The following is a 24,531-nucleotide window of genomic DNA, read 5'->3' as shown; positions in this document are numbered from 1 at the left end:
AGGCGGGCCGCGGAAAGAAAGGCCGAAGAGCGGCCGGCGGGGAAACCGCAGAAAAGAAAAACGGGACGACCGGAGCCGTCCCGCGAAATGGCCTCCATCGGCCAAGGGTTACGCATTTAGCCCTGCCATTATAGGGCCATATTCCCCAGACCGCCGGTCTTCTAATTGGTTCCCGGTAGATTAAATTTTTTGAAGGCGGCGGCCTCCGCGTGCGGCGGTACGGTGGCCGGCGACTGCTAGAATCCACGGTTTCTTTATTCGCCGATACAGGAAGCTTGCCGTGCAGATCGTCTGTCTCGACCTCGAAGGTGTGCTGGTCCCCGAAATCTGGATTGAATTCGCCGAGCGTACCGGCATCCCGGAATTGCGCCGCACGACGCGCGACGAGCCGAACTACGATACGCTGATGAAGTACCGGCTCAAGATCCTTGCCGAACGCAAGCTGGGCCTGCCCGACATCCAGGACGTGATCACCAGCATGGGCCCGATGGCCGGTGCGCGCGACTTCCTCGACGACCTGCGCGAGAGCTACCAGGTCGTGATCCTCTCCGACACCTTCCAAGAGTTCGCCAAGCCGCTGATGAAGCAGCTCGGCTGGCCGACCCTGCTGTGCCACCGCCTCGAAGCCGACGCGAACGGCGTGCTGGTGAATTACCACCTGCGCATGCCCGACCAGAAGCGCGAGGCGGTGAAGCGCTTCAAGGAGCTGAACCTCACCGTCGTCGCCGCGGGCGACTCGTACAACGACACCGCGATGCTCGGCGAGGCGCACGGCGGCATCCTGTTCCATCCGCCCGAGAACGTCATCCGCGAATTCCCGCAGTTCCCGGTCACGCGCAGCTACGCCGAGCTGCGCCGCGAGATCGACAAGGCCTTCGCGCGCGTCGCGTAATCCGATGCATCGCGACCGCTTCTACACCCTGTCGGCGTCCTGCCCCGACCGCGTCGGCATCGTCGCGCGCGTGTCGGGCTTCATCGCCGAGCACCGCGGCTGGATCCTCGAGACCTCGCTGCATGCCGAGCCGCCCGCGGACGGCGAGGCGGTGGCGCGCTACTTCATGCGCATCGAGATCAAGGCCGATTCGCTGCCCTTCCACCTCGCCGAGTTCCGCGAGCGCTTCCGCCCGATCGCCGAAGAGCTGGAGATGGAATGGAGCATCACCGACTCGGCGGTGAAGAAGCGCGTCGTCGTGCTGGTGTCGAAGCAGGAGCACTGCCTCTACGATCTGCTCGCGCGCTGGCAGTCGAAGGAACTGGACATCGAGATCCCGTGCGTGATCTCGAACCACGACACCTTCCGCGGCTTCGTCGAATGGCACGGCATCCCCTTCCACCACGTGCCGGTCACCGCGGACACCAAGGCCTCCGCCTATGCCGAGGTGCGGCGCATCGTCGAGGAGGTGCGCGGCGACACGATCGTGCTCGCGCGCTACATGCAGGTGCTGTCGCCGGACCTGTGCGCCGCCTATCCGGGGCGCATCATCAACATCCACCACAGCTTCCTGCCCAGTTTCGTCGGCGCGAAGCCCTACCACCAGGCGTGGGCGAAGGGCGTCAAGCTGATCGGCGCGACCTGCCACTACGTCACGTCCGAGCTCGACCAGGGCCCCATCATCGAGCAGGACGTGATCCGCATCGACCATTCCGACTCGGTCGAGGACATGGTGCGCTACGGCAAGGACATCGAGAAGACCGTGCTCGCGCGCGGCCTGCGCTACCACCTCGAAGGCCGCGTGCTGCTGCACGGCAACAAGACGGTCGTGTTCCGCTGAACGGCGGCACGCCGGAGCGGATACCCGGCCCGGCCCCGGCCGGCATGGCTCCGGTTTTCGACGGCTGTGCGCACGGCGCCGCCGCCGGTCACGTCCGTCTATGCCTTTTGGGTTAGAATGCATCCGCCTGTCGGCGCTCGCGCCGATTCCCCTGCCGTGTCGGGCCGTGCCGACATTGCGGGCGGATCGTGCCTGCAGCCCGTGCCTGCTCCGGCGCGGCACGTCGTCGATGTCTCAACACCAATCTCAGGATCAGGGAGGCGCATGATGAACCGAAGCCATAGCGGGTGGCAGCCCCTGTTCCGCGCGTTCTTGGCGATCACCGCCGCCGTGGTCGGCTGCGGCGTGGCGAATGCCGCTGCGCCCGCGATCGTCATCGGGCTCGACGCGGACATGTCGTCGGCGTCGGCCCAGGGGGGAGAGGCGATTCGGCGGGGGGCGCTGATCGCGATCGCCGAAATCAACGAGAGCGGTGGTCTGCTCGGCGGCCGGAAGCTCGAACTGCAGGTGAAGGACCATCACGGCGTTCCGGCGCGCAGCACCGACAATCTCAACGAATTCGCCGCCGACGACCAACTGGTCGCGGTGCTCGGCGGCGTGCATAGTCCGGCGATCATCGAGAACCAGCAGCTGATCCACGACAAGCGCCTGCTCACCCTCGTGCCGTGGGCTGCGGCGACCCCGGTCATCGACAGCGCCCGCCAGCCGAGCTACGTATTCCGGATCTCGGCGCGCGACCAGTACGTCGGCGCCTTCCTGACGGCGCAGGCGCTCGCCGCGGGCCACCGTCGCCTCGGCCTGCTGCTCGAGCGGACCGCCTGGGGACGCAGCAACGAACAGGCGATCACCGAAGCGCTGGCCCGCGAGGGGCTCGCGCCCGCGGCGGTGCAGTGGTTCCACTGGGGGGATGCCGATCTGACGCCCGCCGTGCTGGCGCTCGAGGCGGCCGGTGCCGATGCGATCCTCATGGCCGCGAACGCCGTGGAGGGCGCGGCCGCGATCAAGGCGCTTGCCGCGCGTCCGCCTGCGCGCAGGCTGCCGGTGTATTCGCACTGGGGCGTGAGCGGCGGACGCTTCGTCGAGCTGGCCGGCGAGGCGTTGCGACAGGTCGATCTGCAGGTGATGCAGACTTATTCCTTCCTCGACGCGAGCGGCCCGCGCGCACGCGCAGTGGTCGACCGCTACCGCGAGATGTTCGGTGTCGAGCGTCCCGAACACATTCCGGCTCCGGTCGGCGTCGCGCATGCCTATGAGCTGGTGCAGGTCCTGGCGTTGGCGATCCGCCAGGCCGGCAGCATCGATCGCGACAAGGTGCGCGCCGCCCTGGAGAACCTGCCGCGTCATGACGGGCTGATCCGCAGCTACCGGCCGGTATTCACGCGCGACCGCCACGAAGGCCTGTCGGCCGCCGACTACCGCATGGCGCGCTACCGCAGCGACGGCGTGCTGGTGCCGGTCAAGGCCGCGGTACGCTGAAGGCGGCCGGCGTGGACGCGCGGAAGGACTCTCCGCCCGGATCGCGGCGCTTCGGTCAGTCGCTGCGCGACCGCCTGGTGCTGTTCTTTCTCGTCCTCGATCTCACCACGTTGGTGGCGATGTCGGCCGGTGTCGCCTATCACGCGAGCGGCACGGTCGCCGATCAGGTGCAGGCGAGCCTCGAGGACAACCTGCGCTTCAGTGCGCGCGCGATCGTCGAAGATCTGCGCACCAAATGGGAGCATCTGCGAGCGATCTCGCGCAACACGCTGTTGGTCAACGGCGTCGTCGACTCGCTCGGGCGGGAAGCCTACCTGCGGTCCTTCATCGACAAGCTCACGCTCGCCGGTCGCGGCGGCGAGCACCCGCACATCGTGGTGCTCGACTACAGGGGGCGGCTGATTTCGGCCAACGATTCCGCGCATCCGCCGGCGCCCGATACGCCGTGGCTCAAGGAGGTGCTCGCAGGGCGCGCACAGGGCAGCGTGCGCATGGCCGCGGACGGCAAGGCGTCGATCACGCTGGCTTTCCCGGTGTTCTACCAAGGCCAGGTGGAGGGCGTTCTCGCCGCCGAATTCGGCCTCGATTTCGTCGGCGAGCTGATGCCCGATGCGGGGCATCCGGTCAGCGCGATCGTCGACGCCGAGGGGCGCACGGTGTATGGCGACACGCCGCAGGCGGTGGTCGAGGCCGTCGGCGGGGCGGGCACCGGTCCGCGCTTCGTGGAGTCGGGGGGGCAACTGCATGCGATTCTCGCGCTGCCGTTTCCGGATGGCGAACCGCCGTTCCGCTGGCATGTGGTGCTGTCGGTACCGGTCGCACATCTGCACGAGCCCGTCGCCGAGCTCGTCTGGCGCATGGCCATCGTCGGTCTGCTCAGTGCGCTCGCCGTGTCCGCCCTCGTATTCTGGCGCGCGCGCCGCTTCGTGCAGCCGCTCGAAGCGCTGCGCGGCACGATGCATGCGATCGTGGATCACGGCGATCTGTCCTCGCGGGTGCCGCCGGGCGGCGACGATGAAGTCGGCCAGCTGGGGGAGAGCTTCAACAACATGATGGAGCGGCTGCAGGCGCAGGACGTGGCGCTGAGCGGCGAAATCGCCGAGCGCCGGCGAGCCGAGGCCGACCTGCGAACGGCGAACGACTCGTTGCGCCAGACGCTGGAGGAACTGCGCGCGACGCAGGCGCAGCTGGTCCAGTCGGAGAAGATGGCTTCGCTCGGCCAGCTCGCAGCCGGCGTCGCGCACGAAATCAACAACCCGGTCGGGTTCGTGAAGAGCAACATCCGCACCTTGCGCAACTATGCCGACGACCTGCTGACGCTGCTCGACCGTTACGAGGAGGCCCTGGCCAACGTCGCGGCGGGGCCGGCGGCGCAGCAGTTGGCGGATCTGCGGGCGCAGATGGACGTCGAGTTCATGCGCGACGATCTGATGCAGCTGCTCGACGAATCGCAGGAAGGCCTCGTGCGCATTGCGAAGATCGTCGCCGATCTCAAGGATTTCTCGCACGTGGACCGGCAGGAGCTCGAGTCGGCCGATGTCAACGTCCTCATCGACAAGGTCATCAACGTTGCGTGGAACGAGCTGAAATACAAGACCGAGGTGATCCGCGACTATGGCGTGCTGCCGCCCCTGTACTGCTACCCGGGGCGGCTGGGACAGGTATTCCTCAATCTGCTCGTCAACGCCGCGCAGGCGATCGCGACGCGTGGTTCCATCGTGGTGCGGACGGGAGTCGAAGGGGGTGAAGTCGTCGTGCGTATCAGCGACACGGGGTCAGGCATCGCGCCCGAGATCATCGGCAAGATCTTCGATCCGTTCTTCACGACGAAGCCGGTGGGCAAGGGGACCGGGCTCGGGCTGCATATCGCGTACAAGATCGTCGAGGCTCACAACGGCCGGATCGACGTCGACAGCACCCCGGGGACCGGTACGACCTTCACGATCCGGCTGCCGATCGCGGGCCTGTCTGCCGCAGCCACCCCGGAGGAGCTCGCTCCCGGTGCCGCCTGAATCGCGGCGGGTCCGCCCCGGCGGACGTGAACGAAAACGGGCGCCCCCGAAGGGGCGCCCGCTGCAGGACCGGACGAGGGAGCGATCCGGCAATGCTCAGATGTGGTAGGCCGTCTCGCCGTGGGCGGTGATGTCGAGGCCTTCGCGCTCTTCTTCTTCCGGCACGCGCAGGCCGATCAGCACATCGACGATCTTGTAGGCAACCACCGACACGACGCCCGACCACACGATCGCGACGACCACGCCCCAGACCTGGCTGGTGACCTGCGCGGAGGTCGAGAACGGGGCCACCGCGTTGGCGACGTAGTCATACACGCCGACGCCGCCGAGGTCCGGGTTGGCGAACACGCCGGTCAGGATCGCGCCGAGGATGCCGCCCACGCCATGCACGCCGAACACGTCGAGCGCGTCGTCGGCACCGAGCATGCGCTTGAGGCCATTCACGCCCCACAGGCAGATCACGCCGGCGAGCAGGCCGATCACCAGCGCGCCCATCGGACCGACCCAGCCGCAGGCCGGAGTGATCGCAACCAGACCCGACACCGCACCCGAAGCCGCACCCAGCAGCGAGGGCTTGCCCTTCATCAGCCATTCCGCGGTCATCCACGACATCGCCGCCATGCCGGTCGCGACCATCGTGTTGAGGAAGGCCAGCGCGGTCAGGCCGTTGGCTTCGAGGTTGGAGCCGGCGTTGAAGCCGAACCAGCCGATCCACAGCATCGAAGCGCCCACCATCGTCAGCGTCAGCGAGTGCGGCGCCATCGATTCGCGGCCGTAGCCGATGCGCTTGCCGATCATGAAGGCACCCACGAGGCCGGCGACGGCGGCGTTGATGTGCACCACGGTGCCGCCGGCGAAGTCGAGCGCACCCTTCTGGAACAGGAAGCCCGCGGTCGCAGCGGCCGCTTCACCCGCAGCGGCGTCGACGTAGGCATCCGGACCCGCCCAGTACCACACCATATGGGCCATCGGCAGGTAGGAGAAGGTGAACCACAGCACCATGAACAGCAGCACCGCGGAGAACTTCATGCGCTCGGCGAAGGCGCCGACGATCAGCGCCGGGGTGATCGCCGCGAAGGTCGCCTGGAAGATGATGTAGGCGAACTCGGGGATCGCGACGCCCTTGCTGAAGGTCGCGGCCATCGAATCGACCGTCACGCCGCTGAGGAAGGCTTTCGACAAGCCGCCGACGAACGCGTTGCCCTCGGTGAAGGCGAGGCTGTAGCCGTACACGAACCACAGCACGATCATCAGCGAGAAGATCACGAAGACCTGCATCAGCACCGACAGCATGTTCTTCGAGCGCACCAGGCCGCCGTAGAACAGCGCGAGGCCCGGGATCACCATGAAGGCGACCAGCGCGGTGGAGGTCAGCATCCAGGCGGTGTCGCCCTTGTTGACCGTGGGGGCCGGCGCCGCGGCGGCCGCGGGGGCGACGGCGGCGTCGGCGACCGCGGTGACGGCCTCGGCCGCAGCCGGGGCATCTTCGGCGCTGGCGAGCCCGGCGAAGCCGAGCGCCAGGACCGCAAGCAGGACAGCAAACAGTTTTTTCATGGTGTTCTCCCTTACAGCGCGTCGGCGCCCGTTTCGCCGGTGCGGATGCGGATGGCCTGCTCGAGGTCGAAGACGAAGATCTTGCCGTCGCCGATCTTGCCGGTCGCGGCGGACTTCTCGATCGCCTCGATCACCTGTTCGAGCAGCTCGGTGCGCACGGCGGCCTCGATCTTCACCTTGGGCAGGAAGTCGACGACGTATTCGGCGCCGCGGTACAGCTCGGTGTGACCCTTCTGCCGGCCGAAGCCCTTGACCTCGGTGACGGTGATGCCCTGCACGCCGATCGCCGAGAGGGCCTCGCGCACTTCGTCGAGCTTGAAGGGCTTGATGATGGCTGTGACGAATTTCATGATGGTTTCCTTTCAGTCTTGCGGGGCCGGGGCCCCGCGGCGTTGCAGGCTCAGAAGGTCTTGGCGACGCTGAGGACGTAGCGGCCGTCGGCGTCGAAATCGCTCTTGTCCTTCATGTTGGTATCCACGTAGTGCAGGCCCAGCGTCACGCCCGCGACGGCCTGGCTCACGCCGACCTTCCAGTCGGAGTAGGACTCGGCCGGGCCGGCGATCATCTGGTGGCCGTAGTGGGCGTTGAGCGTCGTGCCCGGGATCACCTCGTAGGCGGCCGACAGGTCGAAGTACTGGCTGCCCTTGGAGTCCGGCGCGCCGAACAGGTTGGTGAAGGAGTTCGAGTACTTGAACGACAGGAACTGCCACGACAGGCCGACATAGCCTTCCAGCGTATTCGGGTGCTTCAGGCCGATCGTGTTGCGCCAGGTCGAGTCGAACTCGCCCGGATAGACGTACTGCAGCAGGCCGACGTCGTAGCCGATGTCGCCGATCGTGCCCTTGTAGCCGCCGTAGACGTCCAGTTCGAGGCTGTTGCCCGAGTTCTCGCCGATGCCGCGTTCGAGGTCGCTCAGCCACGACACGTTCGATCCCCACACGCCGACGTACAGGCCGCTCGCATGCGCATAATCGAAACCGCCTTGCAGCGCCGGCTTCTCGTCGGTCTGGCTGATGCCGCGGTAGGCATAGTCGGACACGAGGGCGACGTTCGCGGCGATCGGGCTGTCGCCGGCGGCGGCCGTGCCGGAGGCGATCAGCGGAAGGGCTGCGGCGACGGCAAGGGCGATGATGCGCTTGTGCATGATGTTGCTCCTTGATGGTTGGTTTTTGATTGCTGGCGAGTCCTCCTTTGCACGCGGCGTGCCAAGTTGTTCGCTTGCTGTCGCAAGTAACTGTTTATATGTGACAAAAAGGCGTTCAGAAAGGGGTTTTCGGGCGTTTTTGTGCACATGCAGCAGAGCGCCCGATCGTCGGATGCACCGTCATGGTGCGTTATAGTCAATTTCGTGGTGCGTGACGCGCCGGGCCGGCGGAGCGCTCACCGCAATGGGGCGGAGCGGGTGTCCGTCCGTTCCGGAACCCGCGCCCGTGCTAGACTTTTCCTTTATGTTTTCGCCCCAGAGGTAACTTCATGGCAGGCCCCCGCTTTCTCGATGACATCGGCGCCAAGTTGTCCGAACTCGCCGCCAGCAATCCCGCGCGGGATTTCGAAAAGAACGCCAAGGCCCTGCTCGGCAGCGCCTTCGGCAAGCTCGATCTGGTCACGCGCGAAGAGTTCGACGTGCAGCGCGAGGTGCTCGCGCACGCGCGCCAGAAGCTCGCCGAACTGGAAGACCGCGTCGCCGCGCTGGAATCCGAACTCGTGCGCGCCCGCGCCGACCGCGAAGACGAGTGAGCGGGGACGCCCGAGCGGCGCACGGCGTCGTAGCAATGCTCGGTAGATAATCTTTCGTCATTGTCGGAGCCTCCGGTAGACTGAGCGCAGTCCATTCCGGAGGTACCGATGTCGCTGGCACTCGTACGCACCAGGGCGCTCGCAGGCATGGGCGCGCCCGAGGTGACGGTGGAAGTCCATCTCGCTAACGGCCTGCCCGCATTCAACCTGGTCGGCCTGCCCGACACCGAAGTCCGCGAGGCGCGCGAACGCGTGCGCGCCGCGATCGCGACCTCGCAGTTCGAATTCCCGCAACGCCGCATCACCGTCAATCTCGCACCCGCGGACCTGCCCAAGGAGGGCGGGCGCTTCGACCTGCCGATCGCGCTGGGCATCCTCGTGGCGTCGGGGCAGGTGGATGCGGCGGGGCTCGTGCAGCACGAATTCGTCGGCGAACTGTCGCTCGACGGTAGCCTGCGCGCAGTGCGCGGCGGCCTCGCGATGGCGCTGGAAAGCGGGCGCACCGGCCGCGCGCTGGTGCTGCCGGCCGCCAACGCCGACGAGGCGGCGCTCGCGCGCGGCGCCAGCGTGCTGCCCGCCGCCAGCCTGCTGGCCGTGTGTGCGCACCTCAACGGCCACTCGCCGCTCGTGCGCCGCCCGCCGCCGCCGGCCGTCGAGGGGCGGGACGACGAAGCGGACCTCGCCGAGGTGAAGGGGCAGTTGCAGGCGCGCCGCGCGCTCGAGGTCGCGGCCGCCGGGCAGCATTCGCTCTTGATGTTCGGTCCGCCGGGGACCGGCAAGTCCATGCTCGCGCGCCGCCTGCCGGGCCTGCTGCCGCCGCTCGACGAGGCCGAGGCGATCGAGAGCGCGTCGATCCAGTCGCTCGAAGGCGGTTTCGACGCCCGTCGCTGGGGGCGCCGGCCGTATCGCGCGCCGCACCACTCGGCCTCCGCGCCGGCGCTCGTCGGCGGCGGCGCGAATCCGCGGCCCGGCGAGATCAGCCTCGCGCACCGCGGCGTGCTGTTCCTCGACGAACTGCCGGAGTTCGACCGCCGCGTGCTCGAGGCGCTGCGCGAGCCGCTCGAGACGGGCACCGTGACAGTGTCGCGGGCACGCCAGCGCGCCGAGTTCCCGGCGCGTTTCCAGCTCGTCGCGGCGATGAATCCATGTCCCTGCGGCCACGCCGGCGACAAGGGCGGACGCTGCCGGTGCACGCCGGACCAGGTCGCGCGCTATCGCGGACGCCTGTCGGGGCCGCTGCTCGACCGCATGGACCTCGTCATCGAGGTGCCGCTGCTCGACCATGCCGAGATGACCGCGCAGCCGGCGGGCGAGTCCAGCGCAGCGGTGCGGGAGCGCGTCGCGCAGGCCTGGGCGGTGCAGCGCGCGCGCCAGGGCGGCGCGAACAGCCATCTCGCGCCGGGGCGCGTCGATGCGCTGTGTGCGCCCGACGACCAGGGCAAGGCCTTGCTCGAGCATGCGATACGACGGCTGAATCTGTCCGCGCGCGGGTATCATCGCATCCTGAAGGTCGCCCGCACGATCGCGGACCTGGCCGGCGCCGAACGCGTCGGTCCGCCGCATGTGGCCGAGGCGATCCAGTACCGGCGCGGCCTCGACTCGCGCTGACGCGGCCTGCGGGGCGCGCGGGGGCGCCCGGTACCGAACAACAACGACCCCAGGGATCCCCCCGATGCCCGCCACCTCGCCCTGGCTAGCGTTTGTCCTCGCGGCGCTCGCGGCCATCGGGCCGTTTTCGATCGACACCTACCTGCCCGCGTTCGGTGCGATGGGGGCGGAGCTCGGCGCCACGCCGCTCGAGATCCAGCAGACCCTCACCGCCTACATGGCGACCTTCGCGTTCATGGTGCTGTGGCACGGCGCGCTCGCCGACCATTTCGGACGCCGGCACGTGCTCATCGCCGGTAGCGTGCTGTTCGCGCTGGCCTCGCTGGTGTGCGCGCTGGCGCCGTCGATCGAATGGCTGTGGGTGGGCCGCGCGCTGCAGGGCATGGTCGGCGGTGCCGGCATGGTGGTGGGGCGCGCGGTGATCCGCGATCTCTTCGACGGCGCGCACGCGCAGCGGCTGATGTCGCGCGTGATGCTGATCTTCGGCGTCGCGCCGGCGATCGCGCCCATCATCGGCGGCCTGCTGCTGGCCGCAGCGGGCTGGCGCGCGATCTTTTTCTTCCTCGCCTGCTTCGGCGCCGTGCTGGCTGTCCTCACCTGGCGCTTCCTGCCCGAGACCCTGCTGGCCGAGCACCGCCATCCGCTGCACCCGGTGCTACTCGCGCGTGCCTACCGGCGGGTGCTGGGCAGCGGCGCCTTCGTGCTGCTGAGCGCGGCGGCGGCTTTCAACTTCAACGGCTTCTTCCTCTACGTGCTGTCGGCACCGGCCTTCCTGATGCAGCACCTGGGCCTCGGCGCGCAGGAATTCGGCTGGCTGTTCGTGCCGGCGGTGGTCGGCATGAGCGCGGGCTCGGCGCTGTCGGAGCGGGTGGCCGGGCGCTGGCACGTGCGCCGCACGGTCGTTATCGGCATGACGATCATGGCGAGCGCGGCGCTCGCCAACCTGCTGGTCGCCACGCTGCTGCCGCCCGGCCTGCCGTGGTCGGTGCTGCCGATCGTGCTGTACACCTTCGGCATGGCCCTGTCGATGCCCAGCATGACGCTGCTGGCGCTGGAGCTGTTTCCGTCGCACCGCGGGCTGGCGTCGAGCTGCCAGAGCTTCCTGCAGGTCGGCATCAATTCGACCATCGCCGGCGTCTTCGCGCCGCTGCTGTGGCATTCGCCGCTGACACTGGCGGCGGGCATGGCGGGTTTCCTGACGCTCGGGGGCATCGGCTTCGTCGCCTGGTGCCGCCGCGCCGGCGGCTGCCTGCGCTGAGGCGTGCGGCGCTGCGTGCGCGTGCTGCGGGGCAGCACACCGGGCCGGGTGGATGGCCATAACCATAATGATGAGATGGATTTGCAGAAAATCATGATCTCCGCTTCATGATCCTGCCGTGTCGCGTCCGGGCGCACGTGTCGATGATGTCGACATGTTCGCAGGAGCGACCCGGAGGGCGATGGAATGGATTTCGTGATGCCGCAGCTGGCCGTGGGCAGCCGCGCCGACGCCGCCGACGGCGCCGCGTTGCAGGCGGCGGGCATCGACACGCTGCTGTCGCTGGCGCCACTGGCCCGCCCGTCGGAGGTGGCGCTGCAGCTGGGGCTGGCGGTGGCTGATCGGGTGGCGCTGCCCGCGGCGACGATCCGCTCGGCCGCGGCCTTCCTCGCCGCCCGCATCGCCGCCGGGCACCGCGTGCTGATGCACTGCGAGCAGGGGATTTCGCGGTCCCCGGCGCTGGCGGCGTGCTTCCTGCACGAACACCTCGGCCTGCCCCTCGACGCGGCCTTCGCCCGGGTGCGCGCCGCGCGCCCGCAGGCCGACCCCCATCCCGCGCTGGTCGCGTCGATCCGCGCCCACTACGCCGGCGCGGACGGCCCCGCGGTCGATCTGGCGGGCAACGAGAACCCCTTCGGCCCGTCGCCCGCGGCGTGCGCCGCGATCGCGCGCACGGCGGCGCGGCTGCATCGCTATCCGGCGGCCGACAGCGCCGAACTGCGTGATGCCCTTGCGCGCCGGCTGGGGCTTTCCGCTGTGCAGCTGGTGATCGGCAACGGTGCGTGCGATCTGATCGACCTCGCGCTGCGCGCCGTCGTCGGCGCCGGCGGCGAGGTGCTGATCCCCGACCCGGCCTTTCCCGCCTACCGCTCGGCGGCCGCGCGCGTGGGCGCCCGGGTCGTCACGGTGCCGATGGCGGGCAGTGAATACGCCGTCGGGGAATACCTCGCACGCCTCAGCCCTGAAACCCGCCTCGTGGTCGTCGCATCGCCGCACAACCCCACCGGGACGCTGATGGACCCGGCCGACTGGGCGCGCCTGTGCGCTGCGCTGCCGGCGGGGGCCGTGCTGCTGCTCGACGAGGCCTACCGCGATTACGCCGAGGGCCACGCGCTGATCGACGCGGCGGCGGACGTGCGCCGCGGCGCCGCGGTGCTGGCCCTGCGCTCGCTATCGAAAGTCGAGGGGCTGGCCGGCCTGCGCGTGGGTTATGGCTTTGCGCCGGAGACCTTGGTGCGGCGGCTCGCCGCGCTGTGCCCGCAGTACCACGTCGGTTCGCTGGCGCAGGCCGCCGCGCTCGCGGCGCTCGATGACGAGACCCACCGCCGCGCGAGCATCGGCGCGAACGCGCGCGGGCGTGAGCTGTTGATGGCGGGTCTGGTGCGTCTGGGGGTCGAGTTCGTGCCTTCGGCGGCGAATTTCGTGCTGCTGCGCGCGCCGCGCGATGCGCTCGCGCGCCTCGCCGAACGCGGTGTCGCCGTGAAGTGCATGGCCCGCTACGGCCTGCCCGGGCACATCCGTGTGAGCGTCGGCCTGCCCGCCGAGAACGCGCGCTTCCTCGCCATGCTGGGCGAGCTGCTGCGCGAAGACCAGGACTGCCGGGACGCCGTTCCGGCCTGAAGGAGAGCAAGCATGGTGATGATGATGGCCCCCGGCGGCACGCTGGAGATGGCGAAGACGGTGCTCGATGAGGGGGCTGACGCGGTATATGTCGGAGTGGTCGGCTGGAGCCGGCGCGGTGCGCAGGACGAGCTCAACGACGACGAAATCCGCCACACGATCGACTACGCGCTGGCGCGGGGCAAGGAGGTGCGCGTGGTCGTGAACACGCTGCCGAGCTCGACCGAGCTGCCGATGTTCGTCGAGCGCGTCGAGCGCTACGCGGGCTGGGGCGCGCAGGGCTTCATGATCAGCGACCTCGGTGCGATGCGGCTGGTGAAGGAGCGCCTGCCGCACGTGAATGTGCACACCAGCGTCGGCTGCGGCATCACCAATTACGAGGACGTGCGCTTCCTGCGCGAACTCGGCGCCGACTACGTGGTGCTGCCTTACCGCCTGTCGGTGGAGGAGATCCGCCAGATCAAGGGCGCGGGCAAGGTCGGCATCGAGGTCTTCCTGTTCAAGACGCCCTCCGGCGGCAAGATCTGCCCCGGCAAATGCAACATGAGCAGCTACTTCAGCTTCCGCCGCTGGCTCGACACCGAGGGCAAGGACCACTTCTTCGGCTCCGCCTCGCGCGGCGGCGACTGCCTGCGCGTGTGCCAGACGGAGTGGAACTTCAACGTCGACGACATCGATTACCGCATGCCGATGACGATCAAGACCAACCCGGCGCTGTGGCTGGAGGAGCTGCCGGACTACCTCGCCGCCGGCGTCGACTGCCTCAAGGTGCCCGGGCGCGACCGTTCGGCGGTGCTGGTGCGCGACATCGTGCGCGTGTACCGGCGCGCGGTCGACGCCATCCTCGAAACGGATCGCCCCGACCTGAGCGCATTCGCATCCGAGCTGGAGACCCTGCGCGGACGCTGGATGACCGAGCGCAACAGGCGCGACAACCGCTTGCTGCGCCAGGCGATCGACGAATCCGCACGCGTTTCCGCCGAAGCCCCGGCCGTGACCCAATAAGCAAGGAGACACACCATGTTCGAACTCTCGACCGACGTCGGCAACCTCAAGGAACTGCGCGAGGGCGATTTCTCGGCCTACGACGCGATCTACCTCGGCGACTTTTCCTGCCCCGAGTATCCCAACAACTTCAGCTCGCACGCGGACCTGCTCGAAGCCGGGCTGCAGCACGTGCATGCGCGCGGGCAGAAGGCCTACCTGCGCCTGTACGCGGTGCCCGGCAACGACGACCTCGCGTGGGTCGGCGACGTCATCGACACCGCGCTCCAGCTCCCGTTCGACGCGCTGGAGGTGCATAACCTGGGCGTCCTGCGCATGCTGCGCGAACGCAGCTGCACGGCGCCGATCCACCTCGGCGTGTTCGGCAACCTGTACACGCACGAGACCGCGAAGGTGCTCAAGGACTTCGGCGTCACGCGCGTGTATCCGAATCCTGAGCTGTCGCTCGACGAGGTGCGCTACATCGCCGAGCACGCCGACGTCGAGGTGCTGGTGCCGGTGCACGGCAAGATCCCGCTGGTGATCTCGGAGACCTGCTTCATCCTCGAGCACAGCGAGGACGGCGCGGAGGGCGCATGCGGTGACGGCAGCTGTTCCTACCAATGCACGCAGGACCATTGGCTCAAGCGCGGCCGGGGCGACGGCAGCCGCGCCGACTGGTCGCTGAAGGACACCGGCCGCATGACGCTGTCGGGCAAGGACCTGTGCATGGTCGAGCACGGCGGCCGGCTCGCGGACATGGGCCTGAAGCACTTCTACGTGCATAACAAGGGCGAGGCGCCGGGCTACGCGGCGGCGGTGGGGCGCATCTACCGCGACGCGCTGACGCGGGCCTTCGCCGGCGAGGCGGCACCCGATTTCGCGCCCGCGCTCGATACGCTCGCGGGCCTCGCGCGCGAAGGGCTGTGCAACGGCTATTACTTCGAAGGCGCGGGCCAGCGCTACATCGGGCGGAATTGACCATGATGCCCCCACGCTCATTTTGTTCGCGGAGGGCCGGTTTTTCACAACCGGCCCGTTCGGCAGGCACGGCGCCATGCGCCGCGAAACCCCTGCCTCACCCCCCCAAGGGAACGCTTGCCCCCCTTGGGGCGGCCCGGCGGGAGGCCTGATCATGCCCAAGCTGCTCGCCCCGGCCGGCTCGCTGGAGATGGCGCGCGCGGCGGTCGACGAGGGCGCCGACATCATCTACGTCGGCCCGCTCGGCTTCTCGCGCCGCCCCTACGAGTCCGAGATGAGCGATGACGCGATCCGCGAGGCGGCCGCCTATGCGCGGGCGGGCGGCGCGGAGCTGCGCGTTGTGCTCAACACCTTCCCGACGCCGTACGACTTCGGCCGCTTCGTCGACAAGGCCGTGCGTTACGCGGCGGACGGCGCGTCCGGCTTCATCGTCACCGACATCGGCCTGATGCGCGCGCTGCGCCGCGAGATCCCGGACACGGTGCTGCATGTCAGCATCGGCAGCGGCATCAGCAACCTCGCCGACGCCGCCTTCTACCGCGACGCCGGCGCCGACGTGATCATCCTGCCCTACCGCTGGGACGTCGCCGAGATCGAATCGGTGCGGCGCGCGAGCGACATCGGGCTGGAGACCTTCCTGTTCGAGACGGTGCAGACCGGCAAGCTGTGCCCGGGCAAATGCATCATGAGCAGCTACCTGCGTTTCCGCGACTGGCTGGAGGTCGAGGGCAGCCGCGACTTCCACGGCAGCGCGAACCGCGGCGCGAAGGAGTGCTACCGTGTGTGCCAGGCGAACTGGGAGTTCGGCGCGGCGGGCGCGGACCCGGTCGAGATCAAGCTGCGCCGCGACGCGCGCCTGATGCTCGCGCAGCTGCCGGGCTTCGTCGCCGCCGGCGTCACCTGCTTCAAGCTGTCGGGGCGCGAGCGGCCGGTCGGGATGATCCGCGACCTGGTGCGCTTCTACCGCCGGGCGATCGACGAGGTCGTCGCGGGGGCGACCGATCTCGATCACCACGCCGCTGAACTCGCGGAGCTGCGCGGGCGCTGGGTGCGGGAAAAATCCAAGCGCGTCGAGACGCTGATGGACCGGGCCGCTGCGTATGTCGGCTGACACGTCGCACGGCGCGCTCCCCACGCTGCGGGGCGCCTTCGAGGCGACCGGCAGCGGCGCCTGGCTGATGCGCGCGATCGTCGCCTGCGGCCTCGACGAGGCCAACGGCTACCGCCTCGCGCTGCAGCTGGGCGACGACCGCATGCGCGGCGAGCGCCACGCGACCGAGGCGCGCCTGATCGACGGCGAGGTCGACCTCATCGACACCGACTGGCTGTCGCTCGCGCGCCATCGCGCCGCCGGCCTGCCGCTGGTGGCGGCCGCGCCCTACGGCGCGATCTTCGGCGGCCTCGTCGTGCCGCGCGGAAGCGCGCTGCGCGGTCTCGCGGACCTGCCGGGAATGCGCATCGGCGTCGTCCATGCGCAGGACAAGAACTGGCTGCTGCTGCGCGCCGCGTGCCGGCTACGTCACGGCTTCGACCCGGCTGAAGCGTCGCATTGCATCGCCGCCGGTTCGAAGAGCGCCCTGCACGACGCCCTGTGCGGTGGCGCGCTCGACGCGGCGCTGCTGTACTGGCACCAGGTGCCCGCACTTGTCGCGGGCGGTGCGTTCCGCGAGGTGTGCGACCTGGCCGCGCTGCTCGCGGCGATTCCCGTCCCGCGGCCGCAGGTGCCGACGAGCTTCTTCGTCTGCCACGAGGCGCTGTCGCGCTCGGCGCCCGCTTTGCTGCACGGATTCGTCCACTCGGCGGCCGCGGCGGCGCTGCGCCTGCGCACCGATCCCGGTCTGTGGTCGCGCGTCGCCGGCGTGCCGGCGGGCAGCTGGGCCGGCGCCGTGCTGCGCCGCAAGTGGCTCGCGCGCGTCGGCCTCCCGTGGGCGCCGCACATGGCCGCGCGGCTGCAGGAGCTCGCCGACCTGATGGCGCCGCCCGGCGCTCCCCGACATGCACTGCCGGCCGGCCTCCTCGCCGCCGGTCTCCATCCCCGAGGTGAATGATGACGATCCTGATGGCTCCCGGTGGCAGCCTCGAAATGGCCTTCGCGTCGCTCGCGCGCGGCGCCGACTCCGTCTACGTCGGTCCGCGCGGCTGGAGCCGCCGTCCGGCCACCGACGAGCTCGACGACGGCGCGATCGCCGAACTGGTCGCCGAGGCCGCGCGCGACGGCAAGGACGTGCGCGTCGCGATCAACGTGATGCCCGCGCCCGGCGAGGTCGGCCTGTTCCTCGACCGCGTCGCGAGCTTCGCGAAGATCGGCGTGAGCGGCGTGATGGTGTGCGACCCCGGCCTGATCCCGCTGGTGCGCCGCGCGCATCCCGACCTGGACATCCACGTCAGCGTCACCGCCGGCGTGTTCAACGTCGAGGACGTGCGCTTCTACGACGAGCTGGGAGCGGACTACGTCGTGCTGCCCTACCGCTGGGGCGTGGAAGAGGCCGCGCAGATCCGCGCCGCGAGCCCGATGAAGCTCGAAGCCTTCCTGTTCCAGAACCCGCATCGCGGGCGCATCTGCCCGGGGCGTTGCTACTCGAGCAGCTACTTCCACGTGAAGCACCTGCGCGGTGACGACGACAAGGATATCTACCTCGGCTCGGCGGCGCGCGGCGGCAGCTGCTACCGCATCTGTCGCGGCGAGTGGTCGCTCACCGCCGGCGATCGCCGCCATCCCGACTCGCCGCGCCTGAAGAGCAGCCCCGAACTGCTGCTGTGGGAAGTGCCGGAATACGTCGCGATGGGCGTCGAACGCTTCAAGATTCCCGGCCGCGAGCGCACCGCCCCGCTCGTCGCGGACATCGTCGGCTTCTACCGGCGCGTGATCGACGCGGCGCTGCGCGGCGAACGCATCGAAGGCTTCGCGCCGGAGTGGCTGGAGCTCAAGGACCGCTGGAGCGGCGAGCGCGACAACCGCGACGACTCGCGCATCCGCGGGGCGGAACGGGCGGGGCGCGCGATCCGCGCCGGGGTCGCGGCGTGACAGCTGCGGCAGGCGCGCCGCCGTCGTCGGACTGGATCCGCGACCTCGCCGCGCTCACGCCGGGGGACGCCCGCGCCGTGGGCAACAAGGCACTGCGGCAGGGCCTGCTGCTCGCGGCCGACTTCCCGGTGAGCCCCGGTTTCTGCGTCACCGCGGCGGCGATCGCAGCATGGCGCGAGGGCGGGGAAGGGCGCGAAGCGGTATGTGCGGCGCTGCTGGCGGCCTATCGCGCCCTCGGCGGGCGCGTCGCGGTGCGCAGCTCCGCGATCGAGGAGGACGGCGAGGGTGCGAGCTATGCCGGCGTGTATGCCACCGAACTCGGCGTGCACGGCGAGGCGGCGCTGCTCGCCGCGCTGGAACGCTGCATCGCCTCGTGGGCCGAACCGGCTGCAGTCGAGTACCGCGCGCGGCTGGGGCATGCCGATGCGGCGCTGGCGATCCTCGTGCAGCGCCTCGTCCCGGCGGTCGCCGCCGGCATCGCCTATACGCGCGCGCCGCTCGACACGCAGCGCCGTGAGGTGCACGTCGATGCCGTATGGGGACTGGCGGAACCGCTCGCCGCGGGGCAGCACGTCGGCGACAGCTTCGTCCTGTCCCACGCCGGCCGCCTGCTGCGCAAGCGCATCGGCGACAAGCGCGAGGCGCTCGCCGTCGACGGCCCGCATCCGGTGCGTCCGCAGCGCGCGCGCGTCGCCTGCCTGACGCCCGCCGAGGCGCGCGAGATCGCACTGCTCGCGCTACGCGCCGAAGCCTTCTTCGGCGGCCCGCAGGATGTCGAGTTCGCCGTCGACCTGTGCGGCGTGTGGCTGCTGCAGGCGCGCCCGCTCGTCGCCGCGAGCACGGCCGGCGGCGCGGGGCTGGAAAGCTACCTCGCCGGCGAGCGGCGGCGCCTCGCGCGCAAGTTCGCCGACCTGCGCCAGCGCGGCGTGCTGCACGGCAGCCAGCTCGTGCTCAGCAACGGCAACGTCGGCGAACTGCTGCCGACGCCGACGACGATGAGTTTCGGCCTGTTCCGCGACATCTTCGCCGGCCGCCGCGGCGCAATCGTCACCGGGCGCCGGCGCCTCGGATACCGCTTCGATCCGCGCTGCGTCGATCACCTCTACGAGCTGGTGGCCGGGCAGCTCTGCTTCAACCTCGAAGTCGACGCGGCAACTTTTTGCGACGGCGCGGAGCCGCCGGTGGACGACTACCTCGACCGCGTCGCGGCCGACCCCGCGCTCGCGAACTACCCCGAAGTGCGCCTGTACGGCCGGCTTCCCCTCGACGCCCCCGCCGCCGCCGCGCGGGCGCGTTTCGAGCGCGGCATGCGCGCGGCGGCACGCGACTACCTCGCGCGCTACGAATCGCAGGTCGCTCCGCGCCTCGGCGTGCCGGCGGCGCTCGCGCAAGCCGTCGCGTCGGGCGATCCCCGCCGCGTGGTCGCCGCCGTGTCGGACCTCGTACGCTTCCTGCGCACCGGGCCCTGCGTCGAGTTCGTCATCGCCGCCCGGCTCGGTTTCCACTTCGCGGCCGAGGTCCGCCGCACGCTCGAAGCCCTGTTCGGATCGGACAGCGAGGCGCTGTGCGCGCGCCTGCTGTCCGGCCTGCCCGGCAGCCTGATCACGTGCCAGGCGCTGTGGCTGGAGGACGTCGCCGGGGGGCGCCGCAGCCGCGCCGATTACCTCGCCGCCTACGGCCACTGCGCCGACAACGAACTCGAACTCGCTGAGCCGCGGCTCGCCGAGGATCCTGCCCGCCTCGACGAGTTGCTCGCGAACCTGCGCACCAGCGGCCGCCGGCCGGCGGCCGAATTCGCGCGCCAGCAGGCCGCCCGCCGCGCCGCCGAGGCGGAACTCGGGGAGCGCCTCACCGCCGCCGGCGTCGACGAGGCCGCGCGTGCGGCCCTCTTCGAGGCGCTCGCCTTCGCGCAGCACTTTCTGCCGCTGCGCGAGACGATCAAGCACCATTACACCGCCGTCCATGCGCTGATCCGCAGCGCCGCACTGCACCTCGCCGCGCACCTCGACTGGCCCGCGGCGCTGATCTTCCACCTCCACACGCGCGAACTGCCTGCCGCGCTGCGCGGCCCCGCAGCCCTGCGCCGACGTGCCGAGCGGCGTGCTGCCGAGCATGCGATGGCGCGTCTCGCCGCGCGCCTCCACTGCGTCCCGGCCGTCGTGTTCGGCGCGCGCCTCGACGCCCTCGGCGTGCCGACGGCGCGCGCCGGCGATGGCGCGGAGGGGGGCGCCTGGAGCGGCGCACCGCTGTCGCCCGGCAAGGTCTGCGGCGTCGCCCGCGTGTTCGCCCCCGGCGAGCCGGTGCCTATGGAGGGCTGGCGCGGCGACGAGATCCTCGTGCTGCGCGCCGCCAATCTCGGCGTCACGCCGCTCTTTCGCATCGTCGCGGGACTCGTCGTCGAAGTCGGCGGGCTCCTCGCCCACAGCGCCTGCCAGGCGCGCGAGGCCGGCATCCCCGCGGTCGCGCTGCCCGACGCGACACGCCTGATCGCCGACGGCGCGCGCGTCGTCCTCGACGGCGCCAGCGGCCGCGTCGCCCTGCTCGAATCCTCCACCGGAAGTCACAGTGATGAATCCCTCCACGACCCCGCCGCCCAACTCCCGGAACAATTCGCCGCGGTTTGACCTCGACGGCCGCGTCGCGCTCGTCACCGGCGCCGGCGCCAACGGCGGCATCGGCCACGCGCTGGCACTCGGCCTCGCGCGCGCCGGCGCCCGCGTGGCGATCGCCGACATTGACGCCGACGGTCTCGCGCAGACCGCACGCGAACTCGCGACGATCGGACCTGCGCCGCTCGCGCACGTCGTCGACATCGCCGACTCCGCCGCCGTCGACGGGCTGTTCGTCGCGATCGACGACGACATCGGCCGTCTCGACATCCTCGTCAACGTGCCCTTCGCCTTCCCCGCGCGCGTGCGTCCGCACGAGCTGGCCGCCGCCGACTGGGAGCGCATGCTCGCCGTGAATCTCACCGGCTATTTCCTGTGCTGCCAGGCCGCGCTGCGCCGCATGCTGCCGGCGGGGCAGGGCAGCATCATCAACATCGGCTCCAACGCGGGGGAATCCGCGCTCGGGCGCGGCGCGCTGCCCTACGGGTGCACCAAGGCCGCGGTGCACCAGATGACGCGCGAGCTCGCCGTCGAATACGCCGGGGCGGGCATCCGTGTGAACGCCATCCTCCCGGCGCAGACCCTCACGCCCGGGCTGCGCGGCCACCTCGACAACCCGCGCTTCCGCGACCACGTCCTGCCGCGCATCCTCGCCGGGCTGCCGCAGGGGCGCCTGCTCGAACCGGAGGACTACGTCGGCCCGGCCATCTTCCTCGCTTCCGACGCCGCCCACGCCGTCAACGGCGTGCTGCTGCCGGTCGACGGCGGCAACCTCGCGATGAACGCCGGCGGCAGCCACACCTGGCCGGCGTGAACGCATGAAGCTCGTCCGCTACGGCCGCCGCGGCCGCGAACGTCCGGGGCTGATCGACGCTGACGGCGTGCTGCGCGACCTCGCCGCGCACGTCCCGGACATCGGCCCCGCCACACTCGCACCGAAGGCGCTCGCCGCGCTGCGCCGCCTCGATGCCGGCGCGCTCCCCGCGGTGCCGGGCCGCCCGCGCCTCGGCGTGCCCGTCGCAGGCGTCGGCAAGATCGTCGCCGCCGGTCTCAATTACCGCGCGCACGCCGCGGCGGGCCACACCCTGCCGGACGAACCCATCCTGTTCCTCAAGGCCCCTTCCGCGCTATGCGGCGCGCGCGACGCCGTGCGCCTGCCGCCGGGCGCCACCCGCGGCGACTGGGAAGTCGAGCTCGCACTGGTGATCGGCCGCCACGCGCGCGCCGTGCCCGCCGCCCGCGCGCTTGACCACGTCGCCGGCTACTGCATCGCCAACGACGTCTCCGAGCGCGGCTTCCAGTTCGACCGCGGCCCGACGTGGGACAAGGGCAAGAGCTGCGATACCTTCTGCCCGCTCGGCCCCTGGCTCGTCACCCGCGACGAAGTGCCCGACCCGCAGGCGCTGGACCTCCGTCTCTCCGTCGACGGCGAGCTCATGCAAGCGTCGAACACCGCCGACATGCTGTTCACCTGCGCCGAGCTGGTCGCCTGCGCCAGCCGCTACGTGACCCTCCATCCCGGCGACGTCCTCCTCACCGGCACGCCCCCCGGCAGCGGATTCCTGCAATCGCCGCCGCACTACCTGCGGCCGGGCCAGACGATGCAGCTCTCAATCGCAGGCTTGGGGATGCAGCGCTCGCGGGTGGCGAGACAAGCATGATTGCGTGGCCAGTCCCGCGTTTGACCTAAGGCGCCTCTAAGCTCGGGCGATCCCGTATTCATTCGTCCGCGCACCAAACGGCCGGTTATCCTAGCGCGGCAGCCGCACCCTGTTGCGCCGCTGCCTGCAGACGAGTTCTTTGCCACGCAGGGCGCAGCTTGTGGTGACGGTCCACTTTCCGTCTGTAGAAAGGGACTCGTCCAAATTCGCGATTTCGAGCAGTTCTCCGCGGATAAATCGGTAGGTGCTCGAAGAGTGACTGCAGCAGCTGTTGCGCGAAGCGCTGGAGATGGTCTTTCGCCTCGGGTCGATCTGCACCTGCGTGAGCATCGACAGTCCATCGTGGTAGACGAAGCGCTGCGTCGCCGGATCGAAGAGATAGAAGGCACTGCTGCTGTTCGGGCCTGCCCCGCCGTCCGTTGCTCCGATCATGATGTCTGGGTGACCGTCGAAGTTGGCGTCAACCACCGTGAGTAAACGTTCGGAGGGGCCCAGGCGACCTTCCCCGCTGCCAGGCAGGATGTGCTTCATCCCGGTCTTCTTGTGTACTGCCAGGATGCCCTGCCAAGACAGGTATCCGTCGCCGGCATCGTCGTCGTCGGACACCACGACCTCGAAGCGATGATCGTGCGTTTGCTGCTGCTGATTCACGCGGCGCCCGGGAATCACATCGAGGGACTCCAGCCAGCCGGACGTCGCCTCGCCGTCTGGCGCGAGGAAGTCCACGTGCAGCCACTCGGGCGATTCCGAACCGGAGCCGGAGCGCAACGCGACGTAGCTCCCTGCCGGTAATTCCGGGCGCACGTGGGACAAGGCCGCATCTGACGACGGATACACTCGCAAGGCAACGGAGCGCGGAAGGTAGAGGATGTCGGCGTAGGCGCGCCGCTCCACTAGATTGAACTGGGAGAGTGCGACGCTCTGCTCGACATTCATCGAAATCTGTCCTGCAAGCGGGGCGGAGGATTGCAGTACGAAGGACGCATCGAGCGCGGTGAGCTGATATTGCAGAGCCGATGTGCAGCCCGAAGATGAGGCCGGAGCCAAATCGGGAGCGTAGAGCGTCGGCTCGACGCGCCATCGCCAGACCTGGCAGCCCGGTTGCGGACCTTGGCCGGCGCTCGTCACGTCGTCCGGGCGTTTCTGAGGTGAGGTGTTCGCCAATAGCGATTCTTGGGTGCCGGGAGGGCGTGCGAGCAGCATGACCGCTACTGCGCCCGAAGATGGCTCGGAGCTGACCACCGCATGGCGTAGTTCGTCCGTCTCGGCGACGAACGGAACTGCCACCGGCGTCCCGCGTTTGAGCCAGTCGGGTACGAATTCATTCATTCGCGCGGCGTCGAAAGGGGCCACTCGATACAGTCCGGCGGCCAACTGCGGTCTGGGGGCAGTGGAGTCGGCGGGTGGTTCGGCACTGACGGCCGGCGCGCAGTAGAGCAACGCGGAGAGCAGCGAGTGCAGGACGGTGCGGGTGCTGTGGGCTATGTTGCGAATCATGATGTAGTCATGCAGGTGGGCAGGCCGTGAATTACCGCTTGCTCAAATAGTCTCGCGTCCGGTCAATGGATGCGTTTCCCGTGAGCCGCAAATTGTTCCGATCGCGCCGCGAGCTTGCCGGCTGCGGTGCGTGCCAGCAGGGCTGTCGCTCCAGCCGCAAATGCCGGCAGCCATACCCAAAGAAGCTCCGACAGGAATACGCTCGCTCCCTTTGCAGAGAAAAACCGCCCGAGCCCGAGCGGTGCGACTTCGATCGGCTGAAACGGTGCGAAGTAGCGCTCCCCCGACCAGGGCCAGAGCAGCGCGATGCCGAGGCCTCCATTGGTCAGCGTATCGAGCAGGCCGTGGGAGCCGACCGCCGTCAGCAGGAAGATGAAGGATCGCGGGAAGCTTGCATGCAGCCAGCGGAAACAGCAGGCGCCCAGCAGTGCGGCGACCAAGGCGAACAGCAGCGAGTGGGAAAAGCCACGGTGTCCGAACTCTGCGGCGTAGGGGATGCCCAGGCGGAACGCGATCACGTCGAGATCGGGAAGAGTCGCGGCGATTGCGCCGCAGGCAAGCAGCCGCGGCGGAATGATCCCGCGGCCAAGTGCAGCACCGATCGCGAGCGGTACGACTGGATGGGTGAAGATTGTGGGCATCGGGAACTCCCTCGTGATCTCAGCCGGCGCGCGCCGTTAGACAGATGAATTCCGCGGAGAGTGGGGGCGCAAGGCATCACGTTTGCCCAACGGTGC

At 69.7% G+C, this 24,531-nt stretch carries 21 protein-coding genes; 16 read left to right on the top strand and 5 right to left on the bottom strand.

All coding sequences use genetic code 11. The annotated features are described in order from the left end of the window. Positions 1–280: 280 nt before the first annotated feature. From thrH to BW991_RS24310, 4 genes are all read left to right on the top strand, one after another. Positions 281–892 carry a bifunctional phosphoserine phosphatase/homoserine phosphotransferase ThrH gene (gene thrH, locus BW991_RS01485; RefSeq protein ID WP_076600323.1) on the top strand — a complete coding sequence of 204 codons (612 nt, stop codon included), beginning with the start codon at positions 281–283 and terminating at the stop codon, positions 890–892. A gap of 4 nt (positions 893–896) precedes the next feature. Continuing rightward, a complete protein-coding gene (gene purU, locus BW991_RS01480) occupies positions 897–1,772 on the top strand; it encodes a formyltetrahydrofolate deformylase (protein WP_076600322.1) in 876 nt (291 codons plus the stop codon). 267 nt (positions 1,773–2,039) lie between these two features. Beyond that, on the top strand, positions 2,040–3,248 hold the full coding sequence (locus tag BW991_RS01475) for an ABC transporter substrate-binding protein (protein WP_076600321.1): 1,209 nt from the start codon (positions 2,040–2,042) through the stop codon (positions 3,246–3,248). An 11-nt stretch (positions 3,249–3,259) separates the two neighbouring features. Further along, positions 3,260–5,260, top strand: a complete 2,001-nt coding sequence (locus BW991_RS24310) for a HAMP domain-containing histidine kinase (RefSeq protein WP_076600320.1) — start codon at positions 3,260–3,262, stop codon at positions 5,258–5,260. A 96-nt stretch (positions 5,261–5,356) separates the two neighbouring features. Here BW991_RS24310 and BW991_RS01465 read toward each other — a convergent pair whose 3' ends face one another. Genes BW991_RS01465 through BW991_RS01455 form a run of 3 tightly spaced genes read right to left on the bottom strand, consistent with a single transcriptional unit; the run spans position 5,357 to position 7,958 of the window. After that, positions 5,357–6,814 carry an ammonium transporter gene (locus BW991_RS01465; RefSeq protein WP_076600319.1) on the bottom strand — a complete coding sequence of 486 codons (1,458 nt, stop codon included), beginning with the start codon at positions 6,812–6,814 and terminating at the stop codon, positions 5,357–5,359. Positions 6,815–6,825: 11 nt separating this feature from the next. Then, positions 6,826–7,164, bottom strand: coding sequence for a P-II family nitrogen regulator (glnK, locus tag BW991_RS01460; RefSeq protein ID WP_076600318.1), 339 nt, complete (start codon positions 7,162–7,164; stop codon positions 6,826–6,828). A 50-nt stretch (positions 7,165–7,214) separates the two neighbouring features. Beyond that, positions 7,215–7,958: a TorF family putative porin gene (locus BW991_RS01455; protein WP_076600317.1), complete on the bottom strand. Its 744-nt coding sequence runs from the start codon at positions 7,956–7,958 to the stop codon at positions 7,215–7,217. A 329-nt stretch (positions 7,959–8,287) separates the two neighbouring features. Between BW991_RS01455 and BW991_RS01450 the strand changes: the two genes are divergently transcribed. From BW991_RS01450 to BW991_RS01395, 12 genes are all read left to right on the top strand, one after another. Beyond that, positions 8,288–8,551: an accessory factor UbiK family protein gene (locus BW991_RS01450; protein ID WP_076600316.1), complete on the top strand. Its 264-nt coding sequence runs from the start codon at positions 8,288–8,290 to the stop codon at positions 8,549–8,551. A gap of 108 nt (positions 8,552–8,659) precedes the next feature. Continuing rightward, entirely contained in the window at positions 8,660–10,159 is a 1,500-nt protein-coding gene (locus tag BW991_RS01445; RefSeq protein WP_076600315.1) for a YifB family Mg chelatase-like AAA ATPase, read from the top strand. A 64-nt stretch (positions 10,160–10,223) separates the two neighbouring features. After that, positions 10,224–11,417 carry a multidrug effflux MFS transporter gene (locus tag BW991_RS01440; protein ID WP_076600314.1) on the top strand — a complete coding sequence of 398 codons (1,194 nt, stop codon included), beginning with the start codon at positions 10,224–10,226 and terminating at the stop codon, positions 11,415–11,417. A gap of 186 nt (positions 11,418–11,603) precedes the next feature. After that, positions 11,604–13,037, top strand: coding sequence for a pyridoxal phosphate-dependent aminotransferase (locus tag BW991_RS01435; protein ID WP_076600313.1), 1,434 nt, complete (start codon positions 11,604–11,606; stop codon positions 13,035–13,037). Positions 13,038–13,049: 12 nt separating this feature from the next. Next, a complete protein-coding gene (locus BW991_RS01430; protein ID WP_076600312.1) occupies positions 13,050–14,042 on the top strand; it encodes a peptidase U32 family protein in 993 nt (330 codons plus the stop codon). A 15-nt stretch (positions 14,043–14,057) separates the two neighbouring features. Continuing rightward, the gene (locus tag BW991_RS01425; RefSeq protein ID WP_076600311.1) at positions 14,058–15,002 is read left to right on the top strand and encodes a peptidase U32 family protein; all 945 of its coding nucleotides are present in this window, start codon (positions 14,058–14,060) and stop codon (positions 15,000–15,002) included. Between the two features lie 154 nt (positions 15,003–15,156). Next, positions 15,157–16,113: a peptidase U32 family protein gene (locus tag BW991_RS01420; protein WP_212566843.1), complete on the top strand. Its 957-nt coding sequence runs from the start codon at positions 15,157–15,159 to the stop codon at positions 16,111–16,113. Next, positions 16,103–17,050, top strand: a complete 948-nt coding sequence (locus tag BW991_RS01415; RefSeq protein WP_076600310.1) for an ABC transporter substrate-binding protein — start codon at positions 16,103–16,105, stop codon at positions 17,048–17,050. Before BW991_RS01420 ends, BW991_RS01415 begins: the two co-directional genes overlap by 11 nt. After that, the gene (locus BW991_RS01410) at positions 17,050–18,027 is read left to right on the top strand and encodes a peptidase U32 family protein (protein WP_076600309.1); all 978 of its coding nucleotides are present in this window, start codon (positions 17,050–17,052) and stop codon (positions 18,025–18,027) included. The genes BW991_RS01415 and BW991_RS01410 overlap by 1 nt, the downstream gene beginning before the upstream one ends. Beyond that, positions 18,024–20,651 carry a PEP/pyruvate-binding domain-containing protein gene (locus BW991_RS01405; RefSeq protein ID WP_076600308.1) on the top strand — a complete coding sequence of 876 codons (2,628 nt, stop codon included), beginning with the start codon at positions 18,024–18,026 and terminating at the stop codon, positions 20,649–20,651. The genes BW991_RS01410 and BW991_RS01405 overlap by 4 nt, the downstream gene beginning before the upstream one ends. Beyond that, positions 20,596–21,450, top strand: coding sequence for an SDR family NAD(P)-dependent oxidoreductase (locus BW991_RS01400; protein ID WP_076600307.1), 855 nt, complete (start codon positions 20,596–20,598; stop codon positions 21,448–21,450). Before BW991_RS01405 ends, BW991_RS01400 begins: the two co-directional genes overlap by 56 nt. Before the next feature lie 4 nt (positions 21,451–21,454). After that, positions 21,455–22,297, top strand: a complete 843-nt coding sequence (locus BW991_RS01395; RefSeq protein ID WP_076600306.1) for a fumarylacetoacetate hydrolase family protein — start codon at positions 21,455–21,457, stop codon at positions 22,295–22,297. Positions 22,298–22,387: 90 nt separating this feature from the next. Here BW991_RS01395 and BW991_RS01390 read toward each other — a convergent pair whose 3' ends face one another. Further along, positions 22,388–23,794, bottom strand: coding sequence for an XAC2610-related protein (locus tag BW991_RS01390; RefSeq protein ID WP_076600305.1), 1,407 nt, complete (start codon positions 23,792–23,794; stop codon positions 22,388–22,390). A gap of 62 nt (positions 23,795–23,856) precedes the next feature. After that, positions 23,857–24,435: a metal-dependent hydrolase gene (locus tag BW991_RS01385; protein ID WP_076600304.1), complete on the bottom strand. Its 579-nt coding sequence runs from the start codon at positions 24,433–24,435 to the stop codon at positions 23,857–23,859. Positions 24,436–24,531 lie beyond the last annotated feature (96 nt).

Source organism: Aromatoleum tolulyticum (genome assembly GCF_900156155.1).
Classification (GTDB): domain Bacteria; phylum Pseudomonadota; class Gammaproteobacteria; order Burkholderiales; family Rhodocyclaceae; genus Aromatoleum; species Aromatoleum tolulyticum.
This window is presented reverse-complemented; position numbering and strand designations above follow the sequence as displayed.

Excerpts from the sequence above, each read along its gene's own strand:
- purU (WP_076600322.1), top strand. The coding sequence starts at position 897 with ATGCATCGCGACCGCTTCTACACCCTGTCGGCGTCCTGCCCCGACCGC.
- BW991_RS01475 (WP_076600321.1), top strand. The coding sequence starts at position 2,040 with ATGAACCGAAGCCATAGCGGGTGGCAGCCCCTGTTCCGCGCGTTCTTG.
- BW991_RS01465 (WP_076600319.1), bottom strand. The coding sequence starts at position 6,814 with ATGAAAAAACTGTTTGCTGTCCTGCTTGCGGTCCTGGCGCTCGGCTTC.
- glnK (WP_076600318.1), bottom strand. The coding sequence starts at position 7,164 with ATGAAATTCGTCACAGCCATCATCAAGCCCTTCAAGCTCGACGAAGTG.
- BW991_RS01455 (WP_076600317.1), bottom strand. The coding sequence starts at position 7,958 with ATGCACAAGCGCATCATCGCCCTTGCCGTCGCCGCAGCCCTTCCGCTG.
- BW991_RS01450 (WP_076600316.1), top strand. The coding sequence starts at position 8,288 with ATGGCAGGCCCCCGCTTTCTCGATGACATCGGCGCCAAGTTGTCCGAA.
- BW991_RS01445 (WP_076600315.1), top strand. The coding sequence starts at position 8,660 with ATGTCGCTGGCACTCGTACGCACCAGGGCGCTCGCAGGCATGGGCGCG.
- BW991_RS01440 (WP_076600314.1), top strand. The coding sequence starts at position 10,224 with ATGCCCGCCACCTCGCCCTGGCTAGCGTTTGTCCTCGCGGCGCTCGCG.
- BW991_RS01435 (WP_076600313.1), top strand. The coding sequence starts at position 11,604 with ATGGATTTCGTGATGCCGCAGCTGGCCGTGGGCAGCCGCGCCGACGCC.
- BW991_RS01430 (WP_076600312.1), top strand. The coding sequence starts at position 13,050 with ATGGTGATGATGATGGCCCCCGGCGGCACGCTGGAGATGGCGAAGACG.
- BW991_RS01425 (WP_076600311.1), top strand. The coding sequence starts at position 14,058 with ATGTTCGAACTCTCGACCGACGTCGGCAACCTCAAGGAACTGCGCGAG.
- BW991_RS01420 (WP_212566843.1), top strand. The coding sequence starts at position 15,157 with ATGCCCAAGCTGCTCGCCCCGGCCGGCTCGCTGGAGATGGCGCGCGCG.
- BW991_RS01415 (WP_076600310.1), top strand. The coding sequence starts at position 16,103 with ATGTCGGCTGACACGTCGCACGGCGCGCTCCCCACGCTGCGGGGCGCC.
- BW991_RS01410 (WP_076600309.1), top strand. The coding sequence starts at position 17,050 with ATGACGATCCTGATGGCTCCCGGTGGCAGCCTCGAAATGGCCTTCGCG.
- BW991_RS01400 (WP_076600307.1), top strand. The coding sequence starts at position 20,596 with ATGAATCCCTCCACGACCCCGCCGCCCAACTCCCGGAACAATTCGCCG.
- BW991_RS01395 (WP_076600306.1), top strand. The coding sequence starts at position 21,455 with ATGAAGCTCGTCCGCTACGGCCGCCGCGGCCGCGAACGTCCGGGGCTG.
- BW991_RS01390 (WP_076600305.1), bottom strand. The coding sequence starts at position 23,794 with ATGATTCGCAACATAGCCCACAGCACCCGCACCGTCCTGCACTCGCTG.
- BW991_RS01385 (WP_076600304.1), bottom strand. The coding sequence starts at position 24,435 with ATGCCCACAATCTTCACCCATCCAGTCGTACCGCTCGCGATCGGTGCT.